We start from the raw sequence: 25,283 nt of genomic DNA on the forward strand, positions 1-25,283 counted from the left end.
CAGTTTGATGGCCTAGCGTAGCCGAAATTGCAATGGCACTGTCCACTGGGACGTTTTCACAAGGGTTTTTGTCTTCCGACAAGTCGGCCTTCAACGACGGCGTGCAAAAAAGTGATGACCTTTCGCGACGGCTTGGACTCACGTCTTCGCCCATCGCGCGCATTCGCATGGCACCGGCTCCGAATGACCGCATTTCGTAAAATCAGTCGAACGAGGGTAAAATGATCAGAAAGATATTCATCGCGTTGATGACAACTTTTTCTTTCTCTGCAGTTCAGGCACAAACGACGCAGGAACAGCCCGGCGCTGATCTGATCGTTATCAACGCAAAGATCTTCACCGGCAGCCGTGCTCAGCCCGAAGCTTCGGCTTTGGCGGTCAAGAATGGCCGCATTTATTCCGTCGGCTCTGATGTGGATATTCTCGGCCTAAAGAATTCCAATACCGAGATTATCGATGCGCGCAGCCGCAGACTGATCCCAGGCATCATCGATGCCCATATCCATGTCCTCAATGATCTGGCTTACAGCTACAATGTTCGATGGGATGGCGTGCCGACGCTGCGTGAGGCGTTGACGATGCTGAGCGAGCAGGCCCAACGCACGCCGAAGGGCCAATGGGTCAAAGTTATTGGAGGCTGGTCACCCTACCAATTTGAGGAGAACCGCTTTCCCACGCTGGACGAATTGCGCGGCGCGGTGTCCGATCGCCCCCTGATCGTGCAATATGCCTATAACCAAGCCTTCTTGAACAAGCAGGCGATGGAAGCGCTTGGCGTGGGAACCGCCCGGTTCCCAAAGGTGCCGGACACCGAATTCGAAAAGGACAGCCACGGCAATCCCACTGGCGTGGTCCACGGCTATACTTGGTTGTTTCTCGCCCTCGAGAGCATGGTGCCGCCGCCCACGTTCGACGAACAGGTGAGCTCGTTGATCTACAGCATTCACGGTCTGAACCGGTTCGGCGTGACCTCGATCATCGACAACGGCGGCAGGTGGCCATACCCGGAGGCCCAGGCGAGAGTAGACGTGCTTGCACGAGGCAACCGCCTCAATGTGCGCATGCCCTTTGTGGACTTGCAACTCGGCGACGGCGGGCCAGTGAACATGGTGGATCTGGAAATCGAGGCGATCACGAAAACGGCGCCGATAAGTGCAGGGCAAAACCTCCACCCCACCCTGGCACATGGCCACGAATATCGAGGTGCCGGGGAGGTTCTGAGCGGGGAAGTACACGATCATGAGAACTTCGACCGTCCGGCTGTCATCATCGAGCCTGAGAAGATGCGGCGCTTCGTCGAGCAGGATGTGATGAAGCTGGTCCAGCGGCGCATCCCGTTCCGCATGCACGTCAGCTACAACGAGAACATCTCCCCCTTTCTCGACGCGCTGGAGAAGGTGAACGAGATGATCCCGCTCGATGGCCTGAAATGGAGCCTCGAGCACGCTGAGACCATCAGTCCGGAGAACATCGCTCGGGTGAAAAAGCTGGGTGGCGGTATTGCCCTGGACGCCAAGATGGCGCTGCACGGCGATGGTTTCATCAAGACCCATGGTCGCGAGAAGGCGTTGGAGACACCGCGTCTGCGCATGCTCGTCGATAGCGGCATGCCGCTGGCCATGACCACCGACGCCTTCCGGGCAGCCACGTTTAATCCTTGGGTCGCTATAAGTTGGATGGTCTCCGGCAAGTCCGTCTCCGGATCCGAGATTCTTGCCGCGGACAATCGCCTATCCCGCACCGAGGCGCTGAAACTTTTCACCAATGGCGCAGCGTGGTTCATGAACACAGAATCAGAAATGGGCGTAATCGCCCCCGGAAATCTGGCAGACTTCGCCGTTCTCGACAGGGACTACTTCTCCGTGCCGGAAGATCAGATCAGCTCGATATCTTCTGTACTGACTATCATGGACGGAAGGGTAGTCTACGGCGCACAAGACTATAGTGTTCTATCGCCAAAACTGCCCCACATCCTTCCGGCTTGGTCACCCGTTAAATACTTCGGCAGCTATTATGGGGAAAAATGAGCCCGGCGGACGGGCTCTCCCCGCGGCGGCGCTCGGGATTATCGAGGGCGTCGCCGACGCCGTGGCGAGTTTTACCAGGATGATCGCCGGCTACGTTGCCGACAAGTTCGGTCATCGCAAATTCCTGGTGCTGGTCGGCTATGGCCTGACGCCACTCGGCCAGGCTTTGATCGCGCTTTCCGTCGGCTGGCCGCTGATCCTGCTCGGCCGCATCGCCTCGTGGTTCGGCAAGGCCGCGTCGCCATGGTCGCCATCATCACGATCTGGATTGGCGCCGGACTGATCGCAGTGACAATAATGCTGAAGGCTGTCCCAGCCCGAAACTGAGGGTTTGCCAAGCATGCCTAAAGGGGCATGAACCCGCCGAACCACAGCCACAATCCGGCGAAGGCCATGGACAGAACCGTGATCGGTACGCCCGCTTTCGCATGATCCCGAAAGGTCAGCCGTATCCCTTGGGCTGACGCACGCTCTGCCACGATCAGATTTGCCAGGCTTCCGACCAGAAACAGGTTTCCGGCCAGCGTCGAAAGAATAGCGAGGCCGACCAGGACCCCCTCCGGGATCCCCTGCCAGACCTTCAGGATCATCACCACGGCCGGAACATTGCCGATCGTGTTGCTCAAAAAGAGTGAGATCGGCATCAGGAACGAAACCCGATCGGGAAGGAGGCCATGGGCGGCAAGAATCCGCACCGCTTCCTCCGGGATTCCTGTACGGGCGAAGGCGTCGTTGACGACGAACAAGGCCGCAAACAGGATCAGCAATGGCAGATCGATCTCATCGAAGAGCTGCCTGGTCGGAAGCGTGCGGCTTACGATCAGGCAGGCTGCGACCAGAAGAGCGGAGATTTCGCGTGGGAGCGGCGTGGCAAACAGCGCAAGCAGCGCCAGAAGGGCGACGGCACAGATTCCGACCTGCAAGCGGTCGAAGGCAACAGGCTCGAGTGGTGCATTGTCGTCTGCCGCTGCGAGGCTTGATCGCCAGATGATCGCGATGCATCCGAAACTGAGACCAAGGGCTGCGATTGCCGGGACGACGGCCTGTGCGAAATAGGACCAGAAGCCCAGTGCACCGGCCTGACCGATCAGGATGTTTTGCGGATTGCCGATCAAGGTGGCGGCCGAACCCGCGTTACTGGCCGCTGCGAGACCAAGCAGGAATGGCCGTGGATCGAGTTTCCGCACTTTGAGGCCGGTGCACAACAGCGGCGTCATGGCGAAAACTACGATATCGTTGACAAGAAAGGCGGAGAGGATGCCGCCGACCGTGATCGTCAAGGCGAGCAGGCGCAGGGGCCTGCCCGCCTGGCCCGCTATCCAGACCGACGCCGCGTCGTAGAAGCCGCTTGCACCAACACGCGCGGAAAGGATCATCAAGCCGCCGAGCAGAAGCAAGGTCGGAAAATGGATCGCTTCGCTGATCGCGTCGACGGGAACAGCCCCGATAACCACGAGCGCGACTGCGACGATCATTGCGATACCGGCGCGGTCGATCCTCAGTCCCGGGACGCGTCCCAATGCCATCCCGAGATAGGTTAGCCCGAAGAGAATAACGACGAGATTTGTCATTGTGTGTGGTCGTCCATCGCGTCCGTTTACGATTGGCCACTGTGTCGACGAAGGCGAGCAGCCGGTCAAGCGTCTCCCGACCGGCCTACGCTATTGTCTCGCTGTTTTCGAGAACAGAGAGGCGGCAGTTGATCCACGTCATTGCGAGTGCCTCGGCCAAGGTGCAGCGTAAACAGGATGATCGGCGCCCCCGATTGAAGGAACGCACATGCTTGAAATCCCAAAGCCCGGCGTCAAGGAGGTTCCTTCCGCTGCCGGAGATAAACAGGACCAAGTCGCCGGCAAGACACGGCGACCAACAATCGCGCGCATTCTCGCCTCTGCCATTGTGCTGGCCATCGCCATCGGTGCAGGTGTCAGCGCATGGGCGGTGTTCCTGCGCCCGATCGAAATCCAGGTTGCTGCCATCGAACGAGATGTGCCGGTGCAGGTTTTCGGCCTCGGCACGGTCGAGGCGCGCGTGACCTCCAGGGTCGGCTTCAAGGTGCCTGGCGTGCTGGTCGACCTTCGCGCCGATGTCGGCGATCGTCTCGCCAAGGGCGTAATTCTCGCCCGGCTTGATGACCGCGAGCAAAGCGCGCAGGTTGCAAGGGCAAACGCAGCCATCGACCTGGCTGATGCCAATCTTCAAAGAGCTGCTGCAAGCGTTGAAAAGGCGCGGGCGAACTATGCAAATGCCAAGAGCATCAACGAGCGCCGGCAGTCGCTTCTCAAGAACAACAACATCTCGATCGAAGAGGCGCAGACAGCACAGGCCGCTCTAGACGCAGCGCTCGCCGACGTGAACCTGGCCCAAAGCGACGTCTTGGTGGCCAGGGCCAATATTGGCGACGCGAAAGCACAACAGCAACTGCAATCGACGATATTGGACTTTAATATCCTCGCGGCGCCCTACGACGCCATGGTAACCGCGCGCCTCAAGGAACCGGGCTCAGCGCTCGGCGCGGGCGAGCCGGTGTTCACGCTGATCGATCCGAAGACGGTGTGGGCACTCGCCTATATCGACGAGAGCAAGGCCGGCGAGATCGCTGTGGGCCAATCCGCCGAGATCGTGCTGCGATCCCAGCCGGGTCGGCGGATCGCCGGACACGTGGTGCGCATCGAGCCGGAAAGCGATCGCGTCAACGAGGAGCGACGGGTCGAGATCGCCTTCGACGCGTTGCCAGCGGACTTCCACCTCGGCGAACAGGCCGAAGTTTACATCACGACACTCCGGCTTCCGGCGGCATTGTTTGCCCCCGAAACGGCGATCACGGGGCTTGGCAACAATCAGGGCACGCTATGGACCGTCGAGGACGGGCACCTTCAGCAGCATGACGTGACACTCGGGCACCGGTTGCTTGATGGGCGCTTCGAAATCACCGGCGGTGTGCCGGAACATGCCGTTATCGTCACCGAGTTGCGCGGCGGACTGCGTGTCGGCCGTGCGGCCAAGATCAGCGAAGGGTCGACCCGATGAACTTGGCCTACCGGGACATCAAGCACAACCTTCTGCGCTTCGTCCTGACCAATTTTGGCCTGAGCCTCCTGCTCGGCATCGTCATCATGATCACTGGCGTTTATGGCGGGCTAATCGACGACGCCTTGAGGCAGGCCCGGGCGGCCAACGCGGATTTGTGGGTGGTCGAGGCTGGCACCAATGGGCCATTCGCCGAATCGTCGCGCATTCCCGGCGATACGCGCGAGCTGGTCAGCCGGGTCTACGGCATAGAGCGCGCCGGCGCCGTTACTTACCAGTCTGTGCAGACCGAGCTGAATGGCAAGCCGCTCCGCCTGTTCCTCATCGGCTTCGAGCCGGGCCGGCCCGGCGGGCCCCGCAAGCTATCGACCGGGCGTGACATCCTGCGCGACCACTACGAAATGATCATCGATCGCTCGACCGGATTGAAGCTCGGACAGGAAGTGCCGCTGGGTACGCACGGACACAATTTCACAATCGTCGGCCTGATGCGTGACGAGGTCACATCCTCCGGCGATCCCGTTGGCTACATCACCTTGCACGACGCGCAAGCGCTGCAGTTCGAACTCGCCCCTCCGGCTGCGCGGCGCGAGGTCGCGCGCGGCGGTGCTGCGGAAACCAACGACCAGATCAACGCGGTGATCGCAAAGGTGTCACCTTATGTCCCCATCAACGAGGTGGCCACGGCGCTGTCGCGGTGGAAACACCTCACCACACTGACCCAGGAGCAGCAGGAAACCCTGTTGAGCAAGTTCGTCATCGAGAAGGCGCGCAGCCAGCAGATGATGATCATGGTGCTTCTGGTGATCGTGTCGGCAGTCATCATCGCCTTGATCATCTACACGATGACCATGGACAAGGTGCGCTCGATCGCCACGCTCAAGTTCGTCGGCGCACCGGACCGTACCATCGTCGGTCTCATCGTCCAGCAGGCCCTGTCGATGGGGTTGCTCGGCTATTTCATCGGCCTCGCGCTCGTTCTCATCTTCAAGCCCTATTTCCCGAGACGGCTCGTGCTGGATATCGAGAGTGTCGCGGTCGTGTTCGTCATCACGATCGCGGTCTGTCTCGCCGCGAGCACGCTCGGCATTCGGCTCGCCCTCAAGGTGGATCCGGCCGAAGCGCTCGCGGCATCGGGGTAGGGCGATGACCGGGGAAAACAGACAGGCAATCGTCCGGGTCGAACACCTCTCCAAACATTTTGGCGCGGGCAGCGCCCGGGTGGACGCTCTCATCGACATCAACATGGACGTCTATCCAGGCCAGGTTATCGGCCTGATGGGGCCGAGCGGCTCCGGCAAGACGACGCTGCTCAACTGCATTGCCTGCATCCTGGAGCCGAGCAGCGGCCGCCTCATGCTCGACAGTGAAGCCGTCTATGACGATCGCTGGCTCAAGGCCGATCTGCGTCGGCTCCGGCTCGACAAGATCGGCTTCATTTTCCAGTATCCCAATCTCTTGCCTTTTCTCGATGGCAGCGACAATGTCGCGGTCGTTCTCCACCTTGCCGGCTTCGGCGCCGCGGCGGCGCGCGATCGCGCCATAGGCCTGCTCGATTATCTCGAGGTCGGCCACCGCAAGCATGCGATGCCCTCGCAGCTCTCGGGCGGCGAGGCCCAACGTGTGGCGATCGCCCGCGCGCTCGCCAACCGGCCACGCATCATTCTCGCCGATGAACCGACAGCACCGCTCGATTCGCAGCGTGCCAGGATCGTGATGGACTTGCTGCGGCGGATCGCGATCGACCAGAACGCCGCCATCATCGTCGTCACGCACGATGAAATGATCCTCGACCGCTTCGACCATATTTTCCGGCTGCGCGACGGCCGGCTTGAGACCGCGACCGGCGACATTTCGCGGTCTCCGGTGGGGGCTGCTTAGCGCTTTTCCAAGCTCTCGGGATCGGCGTCTGCGGGAACGGATTCGCCGTGAGCATCGGCTGATCAACTATCACCGACCGCGACAAGATGGTCACCTGGGCCAGCCGGCGGCTAATGCTTCATCATCATCGGAAGTGTGCTATGCGACAACAGATAGCGGGTGACGCGACCGAGCACCAGCTCCAGAAAATAGCCATGCTTGAAGGCACCGATCAGCAGGCAGGTGGCATTCCCAGATTTCGCGAAATCGAGGATCGTCTCGCCAACGGAGCGGCTGCCTGAGCTGATCGCGACAACGTCGCCGTCAAGGCCGAGCTGCGTGAGCAGTTCCCGCGCCGTGAATTGATAACTTCCGTCGGGTTTGTCGTTGACGCAGAGGACGGTGACACGATCGGCTACCGCCAGCCAGCGTCTCGCTGCGACGACCGCGCGCTGCGCATGCTCGTGCGGCTTCCAGCCAATCACGACATGGCCCAGGAGGTCGCCGGCATATTGGCCGGGTGGTGGCACCAGCACCAGCTGGTGTTCGTTGAAAAGAATGTCGTGAAACGCGTCGCAGGCATCCATATTGCCATGGCGCGGGGCGACGACGAGCGCCGTCTCGTGGCATTCGCGCGTCACGCAACGGCCGAGATCGCCACGGCAGTCATCGAGATGGAGACGCTCTCTATCGGGCTTGTCCCGCTTCCAATCCTCGAAGGCGCGGGCGACTCGCTCCAGCCGCTCACGCGGCGAGCCTTCATTGTGCTCTCTCAGCATCTGCAGGTCGATTTCCTCAGGCGCGGCGATCATCTTTTCAGGGTCAGCACCGACATGGGCGGCGGCCATGGTGCCATGGACGGCTCGTGCGACATCCTCGGCGATATCAAGGCAAGACCGCGCAGTTGCGGGATCGGGGAGCAAGGCGAGAACAGCGGCCTGGACGGCCATTTCATGCACATCGTCGGCGAAGATGACGCCAGCCTGTTGCGGCGGTCCCGACGGGCTGCCATTTGAGAGCGCATTGTTCATGTCGGACCTCCTTCCACGATGCTTCCATCGCTCCTGGTCCACAGAACTGCATTCTACTCCCGCGTCGCATGGCTCGCAACGCCGCCGGCGGCAGCGGATTGTTCAGGGTCAGCCGGTCAATTGCTCGGCGCCTCCGGCCGACATTGCGAAAATGACTTTGGTGGGGGTCGGAAAGACAGCTAGGCGCCGGCAGAGGAAGCAATAGGGCTTGCTTCAAGCTCTTCCGCCGCGAGTGCGCGCCGTGCATGTGCGGCGGCGAGATAACGACCGACAAGTTCCGAAAACGCATCGGCCTTCATGCCGCGAATGCCGATGGCGTCCAGTTCGATCGTCCGGCGCTTGGGCTTGACCTTATTGTAAAACGAAAACCGTGTCCGGTCGGGCAGTGGCTCGTTTTCCCCCAGATATAACTTAAGGGTAAAACGGGTGGAGGCGTAGACCTGGTAGCCGATAACGGCGTCCCACCGCACCGGCTCGCTTAGCCAAGGCGACTGCAGCGTCTCCGGGGTGAACACCATCAATGGGTGGGCGGCGCGGCGGCGGTAGAAGACGAAGGCCGCAAGGCACAGGAGCATGCCGGCGCCAAGCACTGCCGCCAATATCGCTTTGTCGTTCTCATTGCCGCCGAGCCCCATCTGGTAGGGGAAGAGATAAGTGCACGCGATGAACAGGCCGAAAAGCACAAAGATGAACATCATCGCCCCGGCCATCGGCCCGGTATTCTCATGCACGGCCAGTTCCGGCTCGGCTACGCCGGCGGCCGCAGTTTTCAGCTCTTCGCGATATTCGCTCCGAACGGCGCTGGCGTTGACCAGGAAGTCCGCAGACAGGTCGTGGCAAAGTCGATCCCAGTCGGCAAAGGCGCGCCGCCCGAAGGACGCAACGCTCGCGTCCGGCCGGCGCGTCGCGTGAGCCAGTAGCTTGTCGTCGATCGCGACACCGAGTGCCTGAATGCGCTGGATCGTCGGCGGATGGCTGTCTGTGGGGTGGGACTGACGGTCCTCCAGATGCGCGGCCGGATCATCGACACCCCGCTCGGTCGTCACCTTGGCAATGGCGGCAACAAGATCTGGACCAAGTTCTTCATTTCCCCGGAAGGCATCGCTAAGAACGAAATGCACGCCCGAGTCGGCGACGTGAACGCGAACGAGAGCGGATGCGGCGCCGGTCGGGCCGCCGACGGTGCTGCCATGGCGATCGGCTTCGAACTCCCGCAGCCGGCTCCAGTGGGCAACCGCTGCATCGAAGCGTGACAGCGCGTGGTAACCGAGGCGAAGACCGGCGGCGATGCCGAAATCTCCGTTGATGTCGGCACGATAAAGCGCATCCAGTGAGCGTTGCAGGCTGGAGTAGATCGGCACGAACCTCTGCGAATATCGCGTATCCTCGCCGGCGAAGTGCGCAAGTTCATGCCCGACGATGGAGGCAATCTCGACGGTGTCCAAAAGCTCGAGGAAGGGCGCCGGCATGTGGAGGGTCCGGCCTTCGATCAACCGCTCTTCCGGAAGCAGCAGAAGCCGGCTCTCGGTCACGTAGAAACCGCTGGTCAGGCCGACGACGATGGTGTCCGGCGCGCCAGCCTGCATGCGTGTCGCCAGATTGCGAACGAATGTCCAAAGCGCAGGCGCATCCTGCTCGCTCACGACACGGGCCCGTTCGACGATCGGCTCCGGCTCGACCAGCGCGAAGACGCGGCGCAGTCCGCGGACAGCGGTGATGGCACAGTAGAGTGCGATGCCCGCAAGGATGATGCCAGCCAGCGCCAGTTTCACGGCATTGCCCGAGATATCGCCCCAGAACGGCAGCGTCATCGTTTCGAACACGGTGGCGCCGACGCCCGCAAAGCCAAGTCCGAGCATCACGGCCGCCAAGAAAAATGGCAGCGCCATTCTCAGCCACGTGAAGCTGCGCACCAGCTGGTCGCGCGACTGCCGGGCCGAGGAACCGGCAAGGCTCGAAGAGAGCAGGCCGATCGCGCCGCCCAGAAAGGCCAGCGTTCCTCCCGCAATCGTGACATAGGCGAACGGATGGCGGAGCGCGGCCACCGTTTGGAGAAGATCGTTCTCGCCAACTGCATTTTCCAGCTCCGCAACCGCCATCGAGGCCGGATAGGATCTCCCGCCCTCGAAGCGGATCATCGAACCCGGCGCCTGGGCCACGATAGGTCGGATTTCGTCGAGTGCGCGAGCCATGTCCTGGGCATCGAGCTGGACGGAGCGGCTGGCCTCGACAGACCGATCGAGCTGCCAGATTCCGAGGCCAGCCAGCGCCAGTGGCAACAGAATGAGCCAGAATGCCAGGACGAGGCCTGGCGGTACTCTGCGCTTGGCGGCTGTCCCGGTCGTCGGCTGTGCGTTGGTCATGACGTCTTCCTGTCCAAGTGTCTCGCAGAAGTCTCCCGGAGCATCGTCGGCCTGGGATGCGTCCAGCTGAGTCTCACATCACTGATAGCAAGTTATAGAGCTGCTCCCAGCACGTCGACAATCGCCTTGGTCCGCTCCTTCGGCCGATAGGGATTTCTGGTCTCTCTTCGACAGCGGGACAGCTATTGCCATGGAGACTAGCGATCAAATTTCAAATCCGCGACCCAGCAAGCTTTAGGCGGCTCAGCGCCAGCATCCTCATTGCAGGCTTCGCACGGTTTCAGCAAAGCCTTTTCCCGACCAATCCTGCGCAAATTTATAAGCAAGCGTAAGATGTTAATCGAAGTCAGTCGCGTCCGGTGACGTTGTCGGCGCGCGAATATCATCAAGAGCAACAGATGACCAACAAGGGCGGGAAGGCTCTTGGTTGCGGTTTCGACGATTGACTGGAGAGGGGTCGGAAGCCGTTTAGCCCCTGCAATCGTAGCCTCCGTCGGAAGCTCTCAGCTCACGCCTGAGGCTTGCCACCGTCTTCCAAGGCGGCCATGGCGATGGCCTGCCTGCGGGCGTCGCGGTAGCGGGAAAACTGCGTGTCGGCGATCACGCCGGCAAGGATGACGCTGCCCATGACGGCGAAATTCAGTGAAGAGGGGATGCCCAAGAGATTGACGAGATTTTGCAGGACCTGAAGCAGGATCACGCCCAGCACCACGCCGATGATCGACCCCTCGCCACCCCGCAAGGAGAAGCCGCCCAGGACCGCGGCGGCTATGCCGTACAGCTCGTAAAAATTGCCATGGGACGAAGGCTGGACAGAGCGGGTATACATGGCGAAAAACACCGCCGAAATGCCCGTCAGGAAAGCGCAAAGCACGTAGGCCTGGATGATGACCCTGGTGGTGTCGATACCTGAAAAACTCGCCGCCTCGGGATTTTTGCCGACGGCAAAAAGATGCCGGCCGAGCACCGTCCGGTGCAGGAGAAACCAGGCGGCAACGGCTACCAGCAGGAACGCGACGACGGAATGTGGCACGCCGGCCGTGCGGCCCGCGATCAGATATTCCAGCATCGGGAAGTCGGACCCGAAGGTGAAGCCGGCCGTGCCATCCCTAGTGTAGAAGCGAGCAATGCCGCGATAGATCAGAAGCCCGCAGAGCGTGACGACGAAAGGCTGAAGCTTGAGGCGGGTTATCAGCCAGCCGTGCAGAAGCCCGATGGTGACTGACAGCACCATCACGATTGCAAGTGCGACTGGCCAGGGAACGCCGAAGCTGGCGATAAGATCGACAAAAATAACGCCTATCAACGCGATCACCGAGCCGATGGACAGTTCGATGCCCGCCGTGACGATGACGAAGGCCTCGGCAATGGAGAACAGCCCGAACAGGCCGATCAGGTTTGCCGTGTTGGCCAGGTTGATCGGCGACAGGAACCGTGGATTCATCACGGCGACGATTGCGCCGACGGTCATCACAAGCGTGGCTAATCCGATATCTTTTTTCTGCATGCTACGGAGTTCCTATTCCACGGCCAGTTGGAGAATGGTCTCCTCGGTCAGTTGATCGCGCGCGAGCGTACCGGCGATGCGACCGCGGCACATGACGGCGACCCGGTCGGATATCCCGATCACCTCTTCCATGTCCGACGAGATCATCAGCAGCGCTACGCCATCGGCGGCTAGCGCCTGCATCAGGCGGTAGACTTCTGCCTTAGCGCCGACATCGATACCGCGTGTGGGCTCGTCCAGAATGATGATCCTGGGCTTCATTGCCAGCCACTTGGCCAAGACCACCTTCTGCTGGTTGCCACCTGACATTTCTGCCGCCGCGCGACCGAGGCCCGCCGTCTTGATGTTCAGTTTGCGCCGCGATGCCTCAGCCAGGGCGGTCTCGGCGCCTATATCGACAAATCCTAGTCGCGACAGCGCGGCATGGCTCGGGAGGGCGATGTTCTCGGTGATCGAGAAATCGAGAAAAAGGCCTTCCGTCTTGCGATCCTCCGGCACCAGGCAGAGGCCGGCGGCGATGGCGGCTGGAACGGAATGGCCGACGAGCCGCCGGCCCTCGATCTCCAGCACGCCCGCTTCGATGCGGTCTATGCCAAAAAGCGCGCGGGCAAGCTCCGTACGTCCCGCGCCGACGAGGCCCGTCAGGCACAGGATCTCCCCCGCGCGCAGGCAAAGGTCGAGCGGATGCTGCGGATAGGCCTTTGTGCGCAGTCCCTTCAATTCCAGGACCGGCCTGCCGGGATCATGCTCTGCCTTTTCATAGAACTGGCCGACATCGCGGCCGATCATCATCCGGATCATGGCGTCCTTGGTGATCTCGCCGCAACCGAGGGTTCCGGCATTGCGGCCGTCACGCAGCACCACGACGCGGCTCGCCACCTCCTCGACTTCAGCCAGGCGGTGGGTGATGAACAGCACCGCCACGCCGTCGGCGCTCAACTGCCTGATTACGTCAAGAAGACGCTTGGTCTCGGACAGGGTCAGGCTGGACGTAGGTTCGTCGAGAATGAGCAGGCGCGGATCGATCGAAAGCGCACGGGCGATTTCAAGCAATTGCTGGTCGGCCAGGGAGAGACCGGAGACAGCGTCATTAGGACCGAAACGAGTATCCAGCCTGGCGAGGATCGGCGCGACCTTGCGCTCCATGGCGGCCTGGTCGAGAAAGCCGAACATCCCGCGCCTGATCTCGCGCCCGAGAAGCACGTTTGCCGTCACATTGAGATTGGGAAACGGATTGAGTTCCTGGTGGACAAGGGCGATGCCGCGCTCATGCACGCGCGCCGATGTCAGCGATGTCACCTCCTTGCCGTCGATGACGATGTGGCCCTCGTCCGGTGCGATTGCGCCGCTTAGCACTTTCATCAGCGTGGATTTTCCCGCACCGTTTTCTCCAACCAGGCCGACCACCTCGCCGCCACGAATGCTCAGCGAGACATTGTTGAGGGCGATTGCTCCCGGGTAGACCTTGGTAATCCCCAGAAGGTCGAGCGATATGTCTTTTTGCCGATAGGCCGTCATCGAAACTCCCGGATGGCAGGGACGGATAGGTGCTGCACGAACCACGGGAGTTCGTGCAGCAGGACCGTTTTGGAGACGGCTTCTATTTCCCCACGCGCGCCTTCAACTCGGCGGCGAAGGCATCGACATTGCCTTTGTCGATCTTCTTGGTCGGCACGATGATCAGGCCGTTTGCCGGTACCTGAGATTTGTCGCCTTTCAGGTAGGCGGCCATCAGCTTCATGCCCTGGTATCCCCATTGGTAGGGATCCTGGACCACCGTTCCGGCGAATTTGCCTTCCCTGACCGCGCCGAGAGTGACGGGGTCTTCGTCGAAGGCGATGACCTGGATTTTTCCCAGCTTGCCGGCCGCCTGCAGCGCTTCGTAGATCTTGGGCGGATTATAGGAATAGAAGCCGACCATGCAGGTGATGTCAGGGTTGGCGGCCAGCACGTCATCGACATTCGACCGGGCGCGGGCGAAATCGACATCGTCGCCACGCACATCGACCAGCTCTATGCCGGATCCTTTAACCGCCTTGCGGAAGCCTGCGATCCGTTCGACGGCATTGTCGGCCCCCAGGAAGCCGACGAAGCCCATGCACTTTCCGCCCTTGGGCATGGCCGCCCGCGCGATCTCGCCGGCCTGGACCCCGGCATCCGTATTGGACGAACCGAGATAGGCGATGCGCTTGCTGGCGGGCGCATCGCTATCGGTGGTGAACAGCGGCACCTGGGCCGCGATCCTGTTGAAGGCGCCGATCGAGTTTTTCGGATCGGCCGACGAGATCATGATCGCATCCGCCCCGGCGGCGACCAGGTCGTCCATCAGGGCATTCTGCAGGGCGGCGGTCCCCTGGGCCGGATAACGGAACTGCAGGTCGTAACCCGGCAATTCGGCCTGGGCCGCCTTCACGCCAGCCTCAGCCAGTTTCCAGAAATCGGACGCGGCGTTGACGACAAAGGCGAGCGCCGGCTTGTCCTCGGCAAGTGACGGACTGGCGGCGAACACCAGGCCTGCGGCAAGCATCAGCGAATTGAGACGTTTCATGTTGCTCCTCCCCGCGATCCTCATTCCTCAAAGGTCGCGCTAAACACGGTTTCACATCTGTTGGCGAATTAATACTATTACTAATAATTCGCATTCGAGGGCCTTGAGACGAACCGGCACCTCGGTCGCTGGCATGGATACGCACTAGTTCTTGGCGCAGAAACCCGGATCGTCGAGGTTGCAGACGTCAAGGCCGGTAAACAGCGGATCGGCCACTTTCTCGCCCTTGATCAGCTTGATCATGACGTCAGGCGCCTTGTAGCCCATCTCGAAGGGGCGCTGACCGACCTGCGAATGGCTGCGACCTTCGCGGAAGGCCTTGGTCTGCGGCGGCAGCGTATCGCCGGCGATGATGATCAGCTCCTTGCTTTTGAGCTTGGGCATCACCTGGTCCGTGACCTGCGCATAGGCCTGCGGGGCAAACTGGGCCCAGCCGCCGACAAGGATAAAGGCGTCCAGTGTGGGATTTGCAGTAAACACATCCGACATCTGCTGGTTAGCAAGGTCTGCCTGGTCATTGGTGTAAACCGGGCACCCCCCGATTTCCTTCCAACCGCCCTGTCCGGTCAGGCGATCGATGTTCTTGGCGCCGCCGATGGTGTCGCGGAAGCCCTGGGCGCGGGCATTGATATTGGCGGCTGCCACGTTGCCGAGTTGCAGGCAGACCGATCCGCCCTTGGGCTTCAGCTTCATGGTCTGCTCGGCCATCTTCACGCCCATCAGGTAGTTGTCGGTGCCAAGATAGGTCTTGCGCAGGCCATGGTCCTTCTCGAGAAAGTCCGCATCGACAGTCATGACCGGAACGGTCGGGGCGATGGCCTTGATGCGGGTCGCCATGGCCGGCGCGTTCGAGGGCGAAATGGCGATGGCCGCAACGCCTTTCGTCAGCAGGTCGTCGACGATCTGGACCTCGCCGGCCTCATCCGCTGATGAAGCCGGGCCGGTATAGAGGCATTCATAGTCGCTACTCGCATTCTCCGACTTCCACTTCTTGCAGCCGAGATTGATCTGTTCGAAGAACGGATTGTCGAGGCCCTTGACGACGATCGCCAAGGTCTTCTTGCTTTGCGCTGCGGCCGGCGCCGCAACAAGCGCCGCAACTGACATGGCCGCTATGGCCAATATATTGATTTTCATTTTCTTTCCTCCTCCTCTTACACCGATCGAGGCCTCATGCCTCAGCCGGGATACCAGACAATGCGCGGGTCGTTGTCCGCGCGCTCGTAGCGCCATGCGCGATCGATCATCTGCTCGAGATCGACCTGCGGTGCCCAGCCAAGCAGCATTTTCGCCTTGGAATTATCGAGCCAGTTGCTGTGAAACGGGGTGTCGATCTCGATCGGCCGTAAGCCATGCCGCGCCGCCAGCCGGGCGCCGAGATCGCCATAATCCACTGGCTGGTCCATTGAAATATTGAAGAGCTGGCGGGTGGCGTGCGGGTTGTCGATAGCAGCCAGGATCGCGCCGACCAGATCGTCAACATGGACGAAATTGCGCCTGAGATAGCCGCCCCCGGCGTCGCGCATGACGGGCGCATAGCTGCCCTTGCGGCACTGTTCGAGCGCATCTGCGTCGATCAGTTCCGCCCAACTTGGGCCGCCGAACTGGTCGTCGCCCAGGGCAAGCGCGAAGCGGAAGTCATCCTTTTCCATGATCCAGGGCGCCCGCAGGGTCGTCCAATTCACCCCATACTGGATGCCGAACTGCTCCAGCATCACCTCCTCCAGGGTCTTGGTCAGGGCATAGCAGCCCTTGTAGGCGCGGCGCGCCGAGGCTTCCGTTATCGGCTCATCGTAGCGCTGGAAGATATGGCCCACGGTGCAATCGCCGCTGAGAAGGATGAACTGCCGGGCGGTATCGGAATTGCGGAACGCGTCGAGCAGCAGGAAAAGCCCCTTCAGAGCGACATCGAAGATCTGTTCCGGCGTTTCCTTGACGGCGGCCATGTGGATCACATGGCTCACGCCCTGCAGGGCCCCGGCGACCACGGCCGGATCCGACATGGAACCCGCGACGACGGACAGGCGGTCTGCCGGCTCGACGGTCCTGTTGTTGCAAAGCGCCGCCACCTCCCAATCCGCGAAACGGAGATCCGACAGGAACGCCGGCAGGAAAGCCTGTCCTACCTTCCCCGTGGCGCCTGTAACCAGCAGTTTCATGTCGCACTCCCCTGCAACATTCCTGTGTGATGGATTTTGTTTACTAATAATATTAAGTCAAGTAATTAGTTATTAAATGCGCAAAACGGAAACGCCGGCGGGGCAAGGAGCGGCCTGCCGGCGCGCCAGGAAACCATCGCGGGGGAGGGAGAACCACGTGTCGCGACTTGTCTTTTCAGGAATTTCGAAAAACTTCGGGGCGATCCAGGCACTCAGCGACGTGTCGCTGTCCATCGAACCGGGAGAAGTGCTGGGACTGATGGGTGACAACGGCGCGGGCAAGTCCACGCTGGTCAAGATCATCGCCGGCAATTTCCGCCCATCTACCGGCGAACTCAGCATCGATGGAAAGTCTGTCGTCTTTCACAAGCCGATCGATGCGCAGCGCGAGGGGGTAGAGATGGTCTACCAGGACCTCGCGCTTGCCGACAATCTCTCGGCCGCGTCAAACGTCTTCTTGGGCAGGGAGCCGCTGCGCCGGTTCGGGCCGATCCGATACATCGATTTCAAGCGGATGAACACGGTCTCTGCCGACCTGTTCAAGCAGCTCAAGTCCGAAACCCGCCCGCGGCAGCTCGTGCGGCGCATGTCCGGGGGGCAGCGCCAGGCGGTCGCGATCGCCCGCACGCTGCTGTCGGAACCGAAGATCGTGATGATGGACGAACCGACGGCGGCCATCTCGGTACGCCAGGTGGCCGAAGTGCTCGACCTGATCCGCCGCCTGCGCGACCGCGGCATCAGCGTGATCCTGATCAGCCACCGGATGCCGGACATCTTCAGCGTGTCCGACAATATTGCCGTCCTGCGCCGCGGGCGCTTGGTCTGCCGAAAACCGGTGGGCGCCTCGTCGCCCGAGGAAGTGACCGGACTGATCACCGGCGCCATCGATGCCGCTTAGGAGAAAATCGCCATGACGACACTCGACGACATCATCAACAATTCCCAGCACGACAGCTGGTTTGCCCGGCTGAAGAACCTGCAGGTCTTCTGGGTCTTCATAGCGGCCGTGCTGGCATGCCTGGCCCTGTCGCTGATGACTGATGCGTTCACCAGCGATCGCAATCTCTTCAATGTCGCCCGAAATTTCGCCTTCGTGGCGGTCATTGCCATCGGCATGACGGCCGTGATCGCATCGGGCGGCATCGACCTGTCCGTCGGCTCGAGCGTGGTGCTGAGCGCCATGGTGATAAGTGTGGCCATGGCCAGCGGCATGGGTTTCTGGTTGTCTGCCGGTCTTGCGTTGGGCGCCGCCCTGCTGGTCGGCCTGCTCAACGGCATCCTGATCGCCTATGCCGGTATGCCGGCCTTTGTCGTAACGCTGGGAACCCTTTCGGCCGCGAGGTCCCTGGCCATGGTCCTTTCGGACAACAAGATGATTTGGGAATTCGGCCCCGATCATGACCTGCTGCTGTGGATCGGCGGCGGCTCGACGCTCGGCCTGCCGCATCCGCTCTATGTGCTGTGCGCCCTTGCGATCGTCATGTCACTGGTGTTTCGATGGACGAGGTGGGGGCAGCATCTGTTCGCCATTGGCGGCAACGAGAATGCGGCGGTGCTGGCCGGCATTCCGGTCAGGCGACTGAAAGTCAGCATCTACATGTTCTCGGCATTGACCGCCGGCGTCGCCGGCATCCTGATGGCGGGCTGGCTGGGAAGCGTTACGACCAATCTCGGGCAGGGAATGGAGCTGACCGTGATTGCCGCCGCGGTGATCGGGGGCGCCAATCTGGCGGGCGGAGAGGGCAATGTGCTTGGCGCGGTGGTTGGGGCGCTGTTGATAGAGGTGATTCGCAACTCCCTGATCCTGTTGGGCATCTCGACTTTCTGGCAAGGAATGTTCATAGGTACGTTCATTATCGTTGCCGTGGCATTCGACCGATTCCGGAATATGCGGAGATAGGTGGGAAAACGTTGCGGTGTTGCGGCACGCGACATGGAGAACGCCTTGAAACCAACCATGATGGATGTCGCGGCGCGAGCGAGTGTGTCACAGGCAACCGTTTCCCTGATCCTCAACGGCAGTTCCGGCGCCCGCTTCAGCGAAGCCACGCGCAAGAAGGTGATGGATGCGGTTCAGGAACTCGGTTACAGGCTCCCCAACAGGTCGCCGTCCGGCGACCTGTCCGACAACAGCGTCATCGGCTTCATCACGGACGAGCTGACGACCGATCCCTGGATGGCGCTCGCCTTCGAGGGCGCGCGGGAAAAGGCGCTCGAACTCGGCATCATCGTCACGCTCGGTATTTTCCGCGCCGGCGAAGACCCCGACGAGAACGTGTTTTCGCTGTGCCAGCAGCAGCCCTTGCTGGGCTATATCTTCGGCACCATCCTGACCCGGAAGATCGCCCCGCCGGCGGCGCTGTTCACCGTGCCTTCGGTGCTGGTCAACTGCTACGACGAGAGCCGGCGTCTTCCGTCCATCCTGCCGGGCGACGTTGCCGGCGGTCGCGCCGCGACGGAACGGCTGATCCGCGCCGGGCGCAGCCGCATCGCCCTGATCAACGGGCAGGAAGGTCTCGACAACCCGCGCGATCGATTGCGCGGCTACAAGCAGGCGCTGGCCAGCAACGACTTCACCTTCGACCCGCAACTGGTGCGCTACGGAAACTGGGAGCCGTCGTCAGGCTACACGGAAACCAATGTCCTCATGGAGCTGCCCAATCCACCGGATGCCATCTTCTGCGCCAACGACCTGATGGCGCTGGGATGCATCGAAGCGCTCAAGGAACGGGGAAAGTCAGTCCCGAAGGACGTTTCCGTGATCGGGTTCGACAACCGCGACATCGCCCAGTTCATCCGCCCGCCGCTGACGACCCTGCACCTGCCGTTGTTCGAGATGGGCGCCATGGCCGTGGAAATGATCCACGATATCGCCGGCGGCCTGAAAAGCAGCCATGACCAGCTGAAGGTCGAGTGCGCCCTCGTCGAGCGTGAATCTGTCTAATCGACCGCGGGATACAGCCCGATTCGGCGGTGTCATGTTGCCCTGTTCGAGGCCGGCCGGCCTGGCATCCGGGTGCCGGATGATGTCAAATTCTGCGGATACGGGGATTTCGATTTTGCCGCCACGGCCTCCCCCCTCGCTCAGCTCGGTTCGCCCGCCGGATCGGGAGATCGGGCGGCGGTCGGGCGAGGATCCGACTGAGGTCTGCAATCTGTGGAGCAAGCCCGCGCATCAGGCAACCAAGCAGGAACTGATTACCGAAATCCTGAAATGGCGCATCAGAGGCGCGCTCAAGACTCAAGTGTGGACGCTGGCAAGCGTAGCGCTCGGTGCAAATTCCGAGCGGACGCCGGTCAACAATGCCAAGCAGGGCGGCGAATAACGACGGTCGCTGCAGCTATGGAGCAGGCATCATATGCTCCCACCTTACACGCTGATGGGATGAGATCGCCTCGGCTTGGATACCGGGCGTGGCCGTTCCTGCATAATACATTGGAAGGTGTGGTCGATTTCCGAGGTTATCGGAAGGCACAGCGCGATATGATCATGGTTCACGGCGCCTCGTGCTTTGCCGCTCGACAAGTTTCCAATCCACGACGGTGGTGCTCGGCTCCGCGCCGTTGATCCGCGCGATGATGGCCTCGGCGGTCAGCTTGCCGATCCGTTCACGCGCCGGGCGAACGGTGGTCAGCGATGGCGTGACGCAGCCGGCCGCTTCGTTGTCGCCGAAGGCGAGTACGCCGATATCTTCCGGCACGCGCCTGCCGAGCCGTTTCAAGGTACTGAGAACGCCAAAAGCCACCACATCGCTGTTGCAGACGATCGCGTCGATCTCAGGATGGCTCTCCAGAAGCTCGACGGCAAGCCTTTCCCCAAGTTCGGGACTACCGCCCTGCTGGATGGTTTGCCTGACGATGTCGGGCAGACCGGCCGCCGCCGCTGCCGCCTGCACGCCGATCAGGCGTTTCTGGGCGCGCTTGTCGTTGTCGCGGACGCTGCCGAGAAAGGCGAGACGGCGATAACCCTGGTCGATCAGATGCTGCGCCTGGGCGAAGCCGACCTTGACATGGTCGAAGCCGACAGCCGTGTCTATCACCTCGCCACCGGTATCCCACATCTCGATGATAGGAATGCCAGACGCCATCAGCAGCTCGACGACTTTCGGTGGATGGTCGATGCCGATGATTGCCACCGCGGCCGGGCGCCAGCTGAGGATCGAGCGGACGAGCCTCAATTCCTGGTCGGCATTGTAGCGTGTGTTGGCCAGCATGACCTGCAGATCGTGCTCCAGCAGCGCCGACTGCAGCGTATCGATGATGCTGGCGAATTCCGAATAATAGAGCGAGGTGACGACCACCCCGACAATGTCCGACCGGGTGCCGGACAGTCCGCCGGCAAGCCGGTTCGGCACGTAGTTCAGTTCTTCCATGGCTGTCTTGATGCGCTGGCGAAGCTCGGGCCGCACCGTGGTGGGTGCGCGAAGCGCCCGCGACACGGTGTTGATCGAGACGCCGACCCGATCCGCGATTGAAGCTAACGTGGGCACGTTTTTCGCTTCTTTTTCTGAGCCGCTCATGTTCATTTCGAGACCAAAAAACCGTGTAAGTGATCGTTGCGTTAACGTTCACTTTATGCCATCGTTTTGAATGTGAGGCAAGCGAAAGAGCGGGCGACGGCTGTTTTGGCTTGAAATGAGGGCAGGCCGGTGGTGGTCTGGGCGGAGGAGCAGGACATATGGCTGAAAGGCCAAACATCATTCTGATTATGACCGATCAGCAGCGCTACGATTCCATCGCAGCGCTCGGATTCCCCTATGCGGTGACGCCGAATATCGACGCCATGGTCGAAAAGGGCGTGGCGCTAACCAATTGCCATATCACGGCGCCAAGCTGCGTTCCGTCGCGGGCCAGTCTCTTCACCGGTTATTATCCGCATACGACCGGCGTTCTGGCGAACGGCCAGAAATGGCAGCGGACCTGGGTGGAGCACCTTCGCGAGGCGGGTTACCGCTGCGTCAATGTCGGCAAGATGCACACCATCCCCTACAATTCGGATTCCGGTTTCCACGAGCGTTACGTTGTGGAAAACAAGGACCGTTATTTGGAGGGTCGCTGGTACTTCGATGAATGGGACAAGGCGCTCGCCGCCAACGGTCTCGTGAAGCAGCAGCGCGAGCACTATCGCAAGCTCGACGATTATCGCGACCGCCTTGGTTGCTTCGACTGGGAATTGCCCGAAGCGCTGCATTCCGACGCTTTCGTCGGCAACATGGCCAAGTGGTGGGTGGAGACCTATCCGACGACCGAGCCTTTGTTCCTGCAGGTCGGCTTCCCGGGACCGCACCCCCCCTTCGATCCCCCGGCCCGTTACACCGAGGCCTATCTCAAACGCAACGACCTGCCGCTACCGAAGCCGACGAAAGAGGAGCTGGATTCGCTCCATCAGGAGCTGAAGGACAAGCGCAAGCACGACGTCGAGGTCGACCACGATTCCGTCGTCTGGAGCCTCGACCCGACCGAAGACCAGATGCAGCGTCTCTGGGCGCATTATCTCGGCAATGTCACCCTGATCGACGAAAAGGTTGGCGAATTGCTGGAATCGCTGGAGGCGCGCGGTTATCTGGAGGATGCAATCGTCATCTTCACCTCCGACCATGGCGAATGCCTCGGCGAGCACGGCCTGGTACAGAAATGGTCGATGTACGACGTCGTCACCCGTGTGCCGACCGTCATCTGGTCGACGGCCGGGCGTTTCGAAGGCGGCCGCTCGATCGATGGGCTTTGCCAGCTTTTCGACCTCGGCCCGACCATTCTGGAGTATGCCGGCATCACGCCGCCGAAAAGTTTCGAGGCCCAGAGCCTGAAGCCGGCGCTGGAAGGCAAGGACTGGACGCCGCGCGCCCACGTGTTCTGCGAGCAGATCGGCGATGTGGCGATGGCGGGTGGCGTCGAGTTCATGACCGGCGTCCGTAGCGACAGCTGGAAGCTCGTCCACTTCAAGGGTTCGACCGACGGACAGCTTTTCGACCTCGAACACGATCCGATGGAGGTGAAGAACCTCTGGAGCGATCCGGCGCATGACGACAAGAAACGCGAGCTTCTGGACGTACTGCGCGACTGGCTGATCGAATCCAACTTCAAGACGCGAGACGTTATGGCGGGTGCGCGATGAGGGGCGAGCAGAATTTCGAGCCGGCTCAGAAGCCGTCCTTCCTGTCCGGTTCGTTCGGCATGCTGGCGGTCAACGCCGTTGCCGTTGTCGTCGGCATCCTTCTCTGGGCCTTCGTCACGTCGCAGGGCGTCGTCGGTCTTCCGACGCCGCTCGCCGTCGCCAGGCAGGCGGTGATCCAGGCGCAGAACGGCCTGCTTTGGACCGATGCGATCTCCAGCCTCGGCCGCGTTTTCACCGGCTTTGCGCTCGGTATTGCCGTTGCGATCCCGATCGGCTTCCTGATGGGCTGGTATCGTCTCGCCCGCGGCATCATCGAACCCTACGTGCAGTTCTTCCGCACCATTCCGCCGCTCGCCATCATTCCGCTGGCGATCGTCACAATGGGCATCGACGAGACGCCGAAGATCTTTGTCATCTTCCTGGCGTCGTTCCTGTCGAGCATCGTCGCGACCTACCAGGGCGTGGTCAATGTCGACAAGACGCTGATCAATGCCGCCCGCGTGCTCGGTGCTAGCGATTTCACTATCTTCCGGCGGGTCATCGTGCCAGCCTCGCTGCCCTATATCATGGTTGGCGTGCGCGTCGGCCTCGGCTCCTCCTGGGCGACCGTGGTGGCGGCCGAACTGATCGCTGCGCAGTCGGGCCTCGGTTTTCGCATGCAGCAGGCCCAACTTTATTACGACCTTCCGACAATCTTCGTAAGCCTTGTCGCCATCGGCGTGCTCGGTCTCATCATGGACCGGATCGTGCAGGCAATCGATGGCGTGCTGACCGCCTGGCAGGAAAAGCTATGACCACCAAGATCTCCTTCCAGAACGTCACCAAGACGTTCAACATCGCCGGGCAGACGGCTTTCAACGCGCTGCAGGACCTTAATCTCGATATCGAGGACGGCGAGTTCATCACCGTGGTCGGCCCATCCGGTTGCGGCAAGTCGACGGCCATGAACATTGCCGCCGGCCTGACGGCTCCTTCGTCCGGCCAGGTCTTGGTCGACAACGCCCCGGTCAAGGGACCGGGGCCGGAACGTGGCGTCATCTTCCAGCAATACGCGCTCTTCCCTTGGCTGACCGTTCGCCAGAACGTCGAGTTCGGACTGAAGATCGCCAGCCATCCCAAGGCCGAGCGGCGCAAGATCGCCGATCACTTCATCGATCTCGTCGGCCTCAGCCAGTTTGCGGATTCGTTGCCGAAGACGCTGTCCGGCGGCATGAAACAGCGCTGTGCGATCGCCAGGGCCTATGCGGTCAACCCGAAGATCTTGCTTATGGACGAGCCGTTCGGAGCATTGGATGCTTTGACCCGCGTCCAGCTTCAGGATCAGTTGCTCGCCGCTTGGAGCAAGGAGCGGCGCACGGTGATGTTCATCACCCACGATGTGGACGAAGCGGTCTATCTCGCGAGCCGCGTCGTGGTCATGGCCGCCCGTCCGGGCCGCCTTCACAGGATCGTTCCGGTCGATCTGCCCTATCCGCGCACCGAAGAGATGCGCCTTTCCCCGGAATTCTCGGCATTGCGCAACGAAGTCTGGCGGTCGGTCTATCACCCGGCTGCAGCCTGACGCCTTGCCGTAATCAGCTGTTACAAGAGGAGGAATGAACATGCTGACGAGACGTAACCTGATGAAAACGACGGCGGCCGTGGCGGCTGCCAGCACGTTTGCAATCGGCGGACGGGCCAGCGCCCAGTCCGCGGACATGACGATTGGCTACATTGCCGATTTCCCGAATGCCAGCGTGCTGGCGATCGCCCAGGACCAGAAACTGTGGGAAGCCGAGGGCATCACGCCCAATGTCAAGGTCTTCACCAACGGCCCGATCCAGATCCAGGCGATGGGCGCCGGCAGCCTGAACTTCGGCACGATCGGCCCTGGCGCGCTCTGGCTTCCGGCCAGCGGCAAGGCCAAGGTGGTCGGCGTCAACGATATCGGTTTTTCCGACCGCGTCATCACCCAGGCCGCCATCGCTTCGATCAAGGACCTGAAGGGCAAGAAGGTCGGCGTGCCGCAGGGCACTTCCGGCGACATGATCCTGCGCATGGCACTCACCAAGAACGGCATGACGATCAACGATATCCAGGTCGTCCCGATGGATCCCTCGACCGTGGTCGCGGCTTTCACCTCCAAGCAAATCGATGCTGCCGGCATCTGGTATCCACTGATCGACACGATCAAGCCGCGCGTGCCGGACATGAAGGAACTGGCCTCCAACCAGGATTTTTTTCCGCAGACCTCGTTCATCAACACCTTCGTTGCCCGCAACGAGATCGTGCAGCAGAACCCGGACCTCGTGAAGAAATTCCTGCGCGTGATGAAAAAGGCGATGGACTATCGCGTCGCCAATCTCGACCGCTCTATCCAGATTACCACCGCCTTCCTCAACGCGCCGGCGGATGCGACCGAGAAGGTCGCGCGTAGCCGCAAGATGCTGACGGCGAAGGAACTGGATGCCTTCACCAAAGACGGCACCGTCAACAAGTGGCTGACCGACTTCAACAAGATGTTCCAGGAGTTCGGCACGGTGAAGGATCCGCTTTCGCCCGAGCAGATCTACACAAGCGACCTGTTCCTCGACGCCTGAACTACAATGCCGGGCGTTCTATAGTGACCGCCCGGCATAGCCATCAAAAGGAGAGGCCGCTTGG

Annotated in this window: 22 protein-coding genes; 13 read left to right on the plus strand and 9 right to left on the minus strand. The window is 61.3% G+C overall.

Going from position 1 to position 25,283, the window contains the following annotated elements:
* The first annotated feature begins 221 nt into the window (after positions 1 to 221).
* Positions 222 to 2,027 (plus strand): amidohydrolase, encoded by a 1,806-nt coding sequence (locus tag ABCW43_RS24885; protein ID WP_345929452.1) that lies wholly within the window; start codon positions 222 to 224, stop codon positions 2,025 to 2,027.
* Positions 2,014 to 2,310 carry a hypothetical protein gene (locus tag ABCW43_RS24890; RefSeq protein WP_345929454.1) on the plus strand — a complete coding sequence of 99 codons (297 nt, stop codon included), beginning with the start codon at positions 2,014 to 2,016 and terminating at the stop codon, positions 2,308 to 2,310. The genes ABCW43_RS24885 and ABCW43_RS24890 overlap by 14 nt, the downstream gene beginning before the upstream one ends.
* A gap of 61 nt (positions 2,311 to 2,371) precedes the next feature.
* Here the strand turns inward: ABCW43_RS24890 and ABCW43_RS24895 are convergent, their stop codons facing one another.
* On the minus strand, positions 2,372 to 3,598 hold the full coding sequence (locus ABCW43_RS24895; RefSeq protein ID WP_345929456.1) for an SLC13 family permease: 1,227 nt from the start codon (positions 3,596 to 3,598) through the stop codon (positions 2,372 to 2,374).
* Positions 3,599 to 3,806: 208 nt separating this feature from the next.
* Between ABCW43_RS24895 and ABCW43_RS24900 the strand changes: the two genes are divergently transcribed.
* Genes ABCW43_RS24900 through ABCW43_RS24910 form a run of 3 tightly spaced genes read left to right on the plus strand, consistent with a single transcriptional unit; the run spans position 3,807 to position 6,938 of the window.
* Positions 3,807 to 5,057, plus strand: coding sequence for an efflux RND transporter periplasmic adaptor subunit (locus tag ABCW43_RS24900; RefSeq protein WP_345929458.1), 1,251 nt, complete (start codon positions 3,807 to 3,809; stop codon positions 5,055 to 5,057).
* Positions 5,054 to 6,199 (plus strand): ABC transporter permease, encoded by a 1,146-nt coding sequence (locus ABCW43_RS24905; RefSeq protein ID WP_345929460.1) that lies wholly within the window; start codon positions 5,054 to 5,056, stop codon positions 6,197 to 6,199. Before ABCW43_RS24900 ends, ABCW43_RS24905 begins: the two co-directional genes overlap by 4 nt.
* A gap of 4 nt (positions 6,200 to 6,203) precedes the next feature.
* Positions 6,204 to 6,938, plus strand: coding sequence for an ABC transporter ATP-binding protein (locus ABCW43_RS24910; protein WP_345929462.1), 735 nt, complete (start codon positions 6,204 to 6,206; stop codon positions 6,936 to 6,938).
* A gap of 110 nt (positions 6,939 to 7,048) precedes the next feature.
* Here ABCW43_RS24910 and ABCW43_RS24915 read toward each other — a convergent pair whose 3' ends face one another.
* The 7 genes from ABCW43_RS24915 to ABCW43_RS24945 form a co-directional block, all read right to left on the minus strand.
* Complete coding sequence (locus ABCW43_RS24915) at positions 7,049 to 7,948, minus strand: universal stress protein (protein ID WP_345929464.1); 900 nt, start codon at positions 7,946 to 7,948, stop codon at positions 7,049 to 7,051.
* 179 nt (positions 7,949 to 8,127) lie between these two features.
* Positions 8,128 to 10,311 (minus strand): M48 family metalloprotease, encoded by a 2,184-nt coding sequence (locus ABCW43_RS24920; protein ID WP_345929466.1) that lies wholly within the window; start codon positions 10,309 to 10,311, stop codon positions 8,128 to 8,130.
* A 508-nt stretch (positions 10,312 to 10,819) separates the two neighbouring features.
* Positions 10,820 to 11,818 (minus strand): ABC transporter permease, encoded by a 999-nt coding sequence (locus ABCW43_RS24925; protein ID WP_345929468.1) that lies wholly within the window; start codon positions 11,816 to 11,818, stop codon positions 10,820 to 10,822.
* Between the two features lie 12 nt (positions 11,819 to 11,830).
* Positions 11,831 to 13,336 (minus strand): sugar ABC transporter ATP-binding protein, encoded by a 1,506-nt coding sequence (locus tag ABCW43_RS24930; protein ID WP_345929470.1) that lies wholly within the window; start codon positions 13,334 to 13,336, stop codon positions 11,831 to 11,833.
* Positions 13,337 to 13,418: 82 nt separating this feature from the next.
* Positions 13,419 to 14,366: a sugar-binding protein gene (locus ABCW43_RS24935; RefSeq protein WP_345929472.1), complete on the minus strand. Its 948-nt coding sequence runs from the start codon at positions 14,364 to 14,366 to the stop codon at positions 13,419 to 13,421.
* Between the two features lie 144 nt (positions 14,367 to 14,510).
* Entirely contained in the window at positions 14,511 to 15,503 is a 993-nt protein-coding gene (locus ABCW43_RS24940; RefSeq protein ID WP_345929474.1) for a substrate-binding domain-containing protein, read from the minus strand.
* A 41-nt stretch (positions 15,504 to 15,544) separates the two neighbouring features.
* Positions 15,545 to 16,525 (minus strand): NAD-dependent epimerase/dehydratase family protein, encoded by a 981-nt coding sequence (locus ABCW43_RS24945; protein ID WP_345929476.1) that lies wholly within the window; start codon positions 16,523 to 16,525, stop codon positions 15,545 to 15,547.
* A gap of 76 nt (positions 16,526 to 16,601) precedes the next feature.
* Here ABCW43_RS24945 and ABCW43_RS24950 point away from each other — a divergent pair, with 76 nt between their 5' ends.
* The 4 genes from ABCW43_RS24950 to ABCW43_RS24965 all read left to right on the plus strand — a co-directional run bounded on the left by ABCW43_RS24950 (position 16,602) and on the right by ABCW43_RS24965 (position 19,851).
* On the plus strand, positions 16,602 to 17,423 hold the full coding sequence (locus ABCW43_RS24950; protein ID WP_445739000.1) for an ATP-binding cassette domain-containing protein: 822 nt from the start codon (positions 16,602 to 16,604) through the stop codon (positions 17,421 to 17,423).
* Between the two features lie 12 nt (positions 17,424 to 17,435).
* Complete coding sequence (locus ABCW43_RS24955; protein WP_345929479.1) at positions 17,436 to 18,425, plus strand: ABC transporter permease; 990 nt, start codon at positions 17,436 to 17,438, stop codon at positions 18,423 to 18,425.
* A 45-nt stretch (positions 18,426 to 18,470) separates the two neighbouring features.
* Entirely contained in the window at positions 18,471 to 19,469 is a 999-nt protein-coding gene (locus ABCW43_RS24960) for a LacI family DNA-binding transcriptional regulator (protein ID WP_345929481.1), read from the plus strand.
* 79 nt (positions 19,470 to 19,548) lie between these two features.
* Positions 19,549 to 19,851: a hypothetical protein gene (locus tag ABCW43_RS24965; RefSeq protein ID WP_345929483.1), complete on the plus strand. Its 303-nt coding sequence runs from the start codon at positions 19,549 to 19,551 to the stop codon at positions 19,849 to 19,851.
* 162 nt (positions 19,852 to 20,013) lie between these two features.
* On the opposite strand, the gene ABCW43_RS24970 is transcribed toward ABCW43_RS24965, so the two are convergent.
* On the minus strand, positions 20,014 to 21,015 hold the full coding sequence (locus tag ABCW43_RS24970) for a LacI family DNA-binding transcriptional regulator (RefSeq protein WP_345929485.1): 1,002 nt from the start codon (positions 21,013 to 21,015) through the stop codon (positions 20,014 to 20,016).
* 188 nt (positions 21,016 to 21,203) lie between these two features.
* On the opposite strand from ABCW43_RS24970, the gene ABCW43_RS24975 reads away from it, so the two are divergent.
* The 4 genes from ABCW43_RS24975 to ABCW43_RS24990 are packed head-to-tail and all read left to right on the plus strand — an operon-like array spanning position 21,204 to position 25,219.
* On the plus strand, positions 21,204 to 22,640 hold the full coding sequence (locus ABCW43_RS24975; RefSeq protein WP_345929487.1) for a sulfatase family protein: 1,437 nt from the start codon (positions 21,204 to 21,206) through the stop codon (positions 22,638 to 22,640).
* 59 nt (positions 22,641 to 22,699) lie between these two features.
* The gene (locus tag ABCW43_RS24980) at positions 22,700 to 23,434 is read left to right on the plus strand and encodes an ABC transporter permease (RefSeq protein WP_345929865.1); all 735 of its coding nucleotides are present in this window, start codon (positions 22,700 to 22,702) and stop codon (positions 23,432 to 23,434) included.
* Positions 23,431 to 24,201, plus strand: a complete 771-nt coding sequence (locus ABCW43_RS24985) for an ABC transporter ATP-binding protein (RefSeq protein ID WP_345929489.1) — start codon at positions 23,431 to 23,433, stop codon at positions 24,199 to 24,201. The genes ABCW43_RS24980 and ABCW43_RS24985 overlap by 4 nt, the downstream gene beginning before the upstream one ends.
* Before the next feature lie 40 nt (positions 24,202 to 24,241).
* Positions 24,242 to 25,219 carry an aliphatic sulfonate ABC transporter substrate-binding protein gene (locus ABCW43_RS24990; RefSeq protein WP_445739001.1) on the plus strand — a complete coding sequence of 326 codons (978 nt, stop codon included), beginning with the start codon at positions 24,242 to 24,244 and terminating at the stop codon, positions 25,217 to 25,219.
* The last annotated feature ends 64 nt before the right edge of the window (positions 25,220 to 25,283 follow it).

It is taken from the genome of Neorhizobium tunisiense (assembly GCF_039631515.1).
Lineage (GTDB): Bacteria > Pseudomonadota > Alphaproteobacteria > Rhizobiales > Rhizobiaceae > Neorhizobium.

Excerpts from the sequence above, each read along its gene's own strand:
- ABCW43_RS24885 (WP_345929452.1), top strand. The coding sequence starts at position 222 with ATGATCAGAAAGATATTCATCGCGTTGATGACAACTTTTTCTTTCTCT.
- ABCW43_RS24890 (WP_345929454.1), top strand. The coding sequence starts at position 2,014 with ATGGGGAAAAATGAGCCCGGCGGACGGGCTCTCCCCGCGGCGGCGCTC.
- ABCW43_RS24895 (WP_345929456.1), bottom strand. The coding sequence starts at position 3,598 with ATGACAAATCTCGTCGTTATTCTCTTCGGGCTAACCTATCTCGGGATG.
- ABCW43_RS24900 (WP_345929458.1), top strand. The coding sequence starts at position 3,807 with ATGCTTGAAATCCCAAAGCCCGGCGTCAAGGAGGTTCCTTCCGCTGCC.
- ABCW43_RS24905 (WP_345929460.1), top strand. The coding sequence starts at position 5,054 with ATGAACTTGGCCTACCGGGACATCAAGCACAACCTTCTGCGCTTCGTC.
- ABCW43_RS24910 (WP_345929462.1), top strand. The coding sequence starts at position 6,204 with ATGACCGGGGAAAACAGACAGGCAATCGTCCGGGTCGAACACCTCTCC.
- ABCW43_RS24915 (WP_345929464.1), bottom strand. The coding sequence starts at position 7,948 with ATGAACAATGCGCTCTCAAATGGCAGCCCGTCGGGACCGCCGCAACAG.
- ABCW43_RS24920 (WP_345929466.1), bottom strand. The coding sequence starts at position 10,311 with ATGACCAACGCACAGCCGACGACCGGGACAGCCGCCAAGCGCAGAGTA.
- ABCW43_RS24925 (WP_345929468.1), bottom strand. The coding sequence starts at position 11,818 with ATGCAGAAAAAAGATATCGGATTAGCCACGCTTGTGATGACCGTCGGC.
- ABCW43_RS24930 (WP_345929470.1), bottom strand. The coding sequence starts at position 13,336 with ATGACGGCCTATCGGCAAAAAGACATATCGCTCGACCTTCTGGGGATT.
- ABCW43_RS24935 (WP_345929472.1), bottom strand. The coding sequence starts at position 14,366 with ATGAAACGTCTCAATTCGCTGATGCTTGCCGCAGGCCTGGTGTTCGCC.
- ABCW43_RS24940 (WP_345929474.1), bottom strand. The coding sequence starts at position 15,503 with ATGAAAATCAATATATTGGCCATAGCGGCCATGTCAGTTGCGGCGCTT.
- ABCW43_RS24945 (WP_345929476.1), bottom strand. The coding sequence starts at position 16,525 with ATGAAACTGCTGGTTACAGGCGCCACGGGGAAGGTAGGACAGGCTTTC.
- ABCW43_RS24950 (WP_445739000.1), top strand. The coding sequence starts at position 16,602 with ATGCGCAAAACGGAAACGCCGGCGGGGCAAGGAGCGGCCTGCCGGCGC.
- ABCW43_RS24955 (WP_345929479.1), top strand. The coding sequence starts at position 17,436 with ATGACGACACTCGACGACATCATCAACAATTCCCAGCACGACAGCTGG.
- ABCW43_RS24965 (WP_345929483.1), top strand. The coding sequence starts at position 19,549 with ATGATGTCAAATTCTGCGGATACGGGGATTTCGATTTTGCCGCCACGG.
- ABCW43_RS24975 (WP_345929487.1), top strand. The coding sequence starts at position 21,204 with ATGGCTGAAAGGCCAAACATCATTCTGATTATGACCGATCAGCAGCGC.
- ABCW43_RS24980 (WP_345929865.1), top strand. The coding sequence starts at position 22,700 with ATGCTGGCGGTCAACGCCGTTGCCGTTGTCGTCGGCATCCTTCTCTGG.
- ABCW43_RS24985 (WP_345929489.1), top strand. The coding sequence starts at position 23,431 with ATGACCACCAAGATCTCCTTCCAGAACGTCACCAAGACGTTCAACATC.
- ABCW43_RS24990 (WP_445739001.1), top strand. The coding sequence starts at position 24,242 with ATGCTGACGAGACGTAACCTGATGAAAACGACGGCGGCCGTGGCGGCT.